The sequence below is a fragment of the Vibrio sp. V43_P6S15P86 genome, from assembly GCF_009904725.1.
GTDB classification, from domain to species: domain Bacteria; phylum Pseudomonadota; class Gammaproteobacteria; order Enterobacterales; family Vibrionaceae; genus Vibrio; species Vibrio diabolicus.
Genome location: NZ_WXWT01000030.1, coordinates 1 through 3,972 on the forward strand (window position 1 = coordinate 1; position 3,972 = coordinate 3,972).

General features: G+C 44.8%; 5 protein-coding genes. 2 read left to right on the top strand and 3 right to left on the bottom strand.

Features of this window, described 5'->3' with window-relative positions:
• Both CAG69_RS01450 and CAG69_RS01455 read left to right on the top strand, forming a co-directional pair.
• The coding region (locus CAG69_RS01450) for a porin (protein ID WP_161442369.1) at positions 1 to 998 on the top strand (998 nt) is incomplete at its 5' end.
• 221 nt (positions 999 to 1,219) lie between these two features.
• The gene (locus CAG69_RS01455; RefSeq protein ID WP_005391187.1) at positions 1,220 to 1,834 is read left to right on the top strand and encodes a fumarylacetoacetate hydrolase family protein; all 615 of its coding nucleotides are present in this window, start codon (positions 1,220 to 1,222) and stop codon (positions 1,832 to 1,834) included.
• Here CAG69_RS01455 and CAG69_RS01460 read toward each other — a convergent pair.
• The 3 genes from CAG69_RS01460 to CAG69_RS01470 all read right to left on the bottom strand — a co-directional run bounded on the left by CAG69_RS01460 (position 1,831) and on the right by CAG69_RS01470 (position 3,759).
• The gene (locus CAG69_RS01460; RefSeq protein ID WP_047008376.1) at positions 1,831 to 2,142 is read right to left on the bottom strand and encodes an AzlD domain-containing protein; all 312 of its coding nucleotides are present in this window, start codon (positions 2,140 to 2,142) and stop codon (positions 1,831 to 1,833) included. The two genes, CAG69_RS01455 and CAG69_RS01460, sit on opposite strands and share 4 nt — an antisense overlap.
• On the bottom strand, positions 2,142 to 2,852 hold the full coding sequence (locus CAG69_RS01465; RefSeq protein ID WP_161442372.1) for an AzlC family ABC transporter permease: 711 nt from the start codon (positions 2,850 to 2,852) through the stop codon (positions 2,142 to 2,144). The genes CAG69_RS01460 and CAG69_RS01465 overlap by 1 nt, the downstream gene beginning before the upstream one ends.
• Positions 2,853 to 2,931: 79 nt before the next feature.
• A complete protein-coding gene (locus CAG69_RS01470) occupies positions 2,932 to 3,759 on the bottom strand; it encodes an AraC family transcriptional regulator (RefSeq protein WP_006742070.1) in 828 nt (275 codons plus the stop codon).
• Between the last annotated feature and the right edge of the window lie 213 nt (positions 3,760 to 3,972).

Here is a 3,972-nt window from a genome sequence, read left to right on the forward strand (position 1 = left end):
CAGTGGAACTTTATAATAACGATGGCACAACATTTTCGATGGGCGGCCACGTTTCTGTTAACCTAAATGGTTCAGAGCAAGGTGACACGGATGTTGGTACTAACTCTCCTCGTATCAATATCTCTGCGACACAAGATTTAGGCAATGGCTTCACCGCAGACGCACGTGGTGAATGGGCTCTAAACTACTTAGATGGCGGTGAAGAGTCGTTTAAAACTCGTCTAGGTTACTTAGGTTTAACACATGAGGTCTACGGTCGTGCAGTAGGTGGTACGCAATGGTCACCTTACTATGATGTAGCAGGCATCGCGGATATGCCAATTGCGTTTGCGAATGACTTCATTTACGACGATCACGGAAACCTAGGCACAGGTCGTGCGGATAAAATGCTGTCTTATCGAAATGGCTTTGATTTAGGCGAAGCTGGTTCGATTAACGTTGGTCTTGGATGGCAAGGCGCAAATGATGATTACACGCGTAATGACGCAGGTACTATCACTGGTGGTCTTAAATACGATGACCGCATGCAAGTTGCGCTTTCTTACGCAATCATGGGCGCGAAAATTGGCTACTCATACAACGGTGGTGACTTCCAACACCCTGCTTACACAGGTAAACACACCGCGGAATCACATGTTGTGTCTGCATCTTACGGCGCTTACGGTCAAGGTCTGTTCCTTGCCGCGGTATATGGTTCAAATGAAAATATGAACTTCAGTGTAAATGGCGACCGTTTGGCGGAAAGTGATGCGTACGAAGCGATCATCGCATACGCTCTAGCGAACAGCTTAAACTTGAGCGTTAACTACGAGATGGTTGAAGGTAAAGAGTTCAAAAACGCTAAAACAGAAACCGCTCGTGAGGAAATGGCACTGCAGGCAGAGTACAACTTCACGCCTAAATTTGTTGGTTACGCGGGTTACCAGTTTGACCTAAATGATGACCATGGTCGTGAAACTGATGACAAATGGGCGATAGGTGCTCGTTACTACCTATAATAGGATTTAGCGAGAACAATCATTCACCCTTATTGATTTAAAGCCAGCCTCGTGCTGGCTTTTTTGTCTATTTGTTTTGTAAATACCGTGGTGTTTCAATTAGATGATACAAAACTCAAAACGGGGTGAATGTCTTATTTTTCACACTAGAGGATGGGATTTAGTGTCGTTAAGTCAATAGGTTAGATTATGATGAGGTTTTTGTTTTGCAGGGAAGAGCGATGAGCGTTATTCAAGTTGAAGAAAAGAAAGTAGAAGTGGGTAAAGTGCTTTGTGTTGGGCGAAATTACGTTGAACATATTCATGAGCTTGATAATGCGATCCCTGAGCAAATGGTGGTATTTAATAAACCCGCGACTTCCGTATCGACGACTCTGCGTTCATTTCATCAAGAGCCTCTTCATTACGAGGCTGAAATCTGTTTTCTGATCAAAGATGGACGTTATTCAGCGGTCGGTTTGGGATTGGATCTGACCAAGCGCGGTTTGCAGTCTTCACTTAAACAACAAGGGTTGCCCTGGGAGCGTGCTAAAGCGTTTGATGGCTCCGCAGTGTTTAGTCGATTTGTCTCTTTGGATAACATTGATATTAATGATCTTAACCTAGAGCTCTTGATTAACTGCGTTCGTGTACAAAAAGGTCACGTTAACCAGATGCTCTATCCGCCGCTAACCATTTTGGATGAATTAACGAGTTACACAACACTTCAAGATGGCGATGTGGTAATGACCGGCACACCAAAAGGAGTTGGTGAGGTGCATCAAGGTGACATCTTCCTTGGACGATTAAAGTGTGGTGATGTCACCCTGTTGGAGATTGAGTGGGTGGCGAATTAAAGCCAAATTCGCAGAACGAGAAATACCACCATGCTGATCACCGTCGTTAAAAGAACATTTTTAGTAAAGTACGCGATTAACGCAGCCAGCAAGGCAGCCAATAAAAATGGGTTGTGCACATTCACGCTGAGTGCTCCATCGGGAATGAAAACGATAGGCGCCCAGATCGCAGTGAGTACCGCAGGGCTGGCGTAGTTGAGCACTTTTTGTGTACGTGTCCCTAATCGCAGTGGTAGCTTGGGTTCTAAAAACAAGTAGCGGCTGGTGAAAACAAGTACCGTCATCAGTAAAATAGACAACATGATCATTAGTGTTTCTCCTGTACTTGTCCCACAAAGTAGCCTGTAAGCATGGCTAAAATGCTCGAAATCATCAAACTTCCTTCCACTTGGTAATAGGTTAGGGCGACCGAGCTCACTAATGCCACGACAACACTCGCGAGCACCGCCATATTTTTAATAGTCGGAACTACAATTGCGATAAAAGTCGCGGCCACAGCAAATTCCAATCCCATTTCGTTCAGTTCAGGGATCAGGCTTCCCGCAATAATGCCCGTCAATGTCGCGATATTCCAAAACAGGTAAAAACTCAAACCAGCCCCAAGCGCATACCAGCGATTAAATTGTTTATCGGAATGATGACCTACAATCGCAAACAGCTCATCAGTGAGTAAGAATCCGAGTGATAACCGCCATTTAAGAGGAAGTGGTGCAATTTTACTGCGCATCGATACACTGTAGAGGAAGTGTCGAGAGGTGATAAAAAACGTTGTTAGTAACATGGTTACTAGGCCTGCCCCCGATTTAATCATCCCCATCGCGACGAGCTGCGCGGAACCTGCGAACAGAATGGCGGATAGTGCTTGTCCTTCCAAAGGGTGAAGCCCAGTATCAATCGCGAATGAGCCTGCGAGCAAACCCCAAGGTAACACCGCGATACTCAGTGGCATCATCGCAAGTGTGCCTTGCCAAAATAGCGTGGCTTTTGATTCTTCTTGTAACGGCAAAGTGTGGTCCATAGTTTCTTCTTAGTTATTCCTAAATCAGGCTACCAAGATAGCTCGGTAGTCGCATAACGCCTTGTACAATATTGCTGCTTTAGCTGTGACGGACGTATTGGCCGGGAGTGACGCCCATGGCTTTTTTAAAGTGTCGATGCAGATGGCTTTGATCATGGAAGCCACATTCTTGTGCCACATCTGAAATTTTTTGTCCCATTTTTAGTAGCTTCTTCGCCATACGTAAACGTTGCTGAATTTGATAAGCATGGGGAGGGAAGCCAAACTGTTTTTGAAACTCTCTTAGCAAATGAAAAGGGCTTAACCCAGCCAGTTTTGCGAGCTCTTCTAGCGAGACGTCCGTTTGCGGGAAGTCTTCCAAAAACTCTTTGACCAACTGTATTTGTCGCTGAGCTCTGGTTGATTCTTTGAGCGGTGCCCGGTGGGTGCTGTGTTTGCTGGCTAGTTTGATCAACGTGCCGTAAATCAAAGTTTCTCGTAGTAGTCGGTTGTCTGATTTTTCTAGCGTTTCAAACACCAATCGCAACTGACTAGCCAGCTCAGGATCGTAAACCACAGGTTGAGGAAAATAGGGCAGAGCTACATTTGGTGAACCAAGCTCTTGCCCCAAGGTCTGAAACTGCTGTGGTACGGGGTACATTGCTTTGTATTCCCAACCGCCTTCTGAGGCCGAATGCCCGTTGTGTACTTCATCTGCATTTACAAGGATGATGCTGTCCTGTGGCGCGATATGATTTCCGCCTGTTCGAAAGAACTGCTGTGCTCCCTTCTCGATGACGCCAATAGTGTAACCTTCGTGGCTATGGCGTGAAAAATTCTGCTTCTCATACTTTGCATCGAGAAGTTCTAAACCGCCGAGCTCTTGAGCTATCTTGAAGGTAGCGATTTCCTTATTCTTTTCTTTCATCTTTATCCGGTCTGCTCAAGAAAATCATCTTAGAAGTGTAACGGATCCATCGTGCTTATTTTTGTACAAAATTGCTATTCGATTTTTATAAATAGGCGAATTGATTATTATTTTTCGTCCTAGCAAACTATGATTTTTATTTTCTGAATTATCTTGGTGATTTTGGGCTGGCTGTTGTTATTTTGTTGGTATAACATTTGCCGCTTTGTTGTA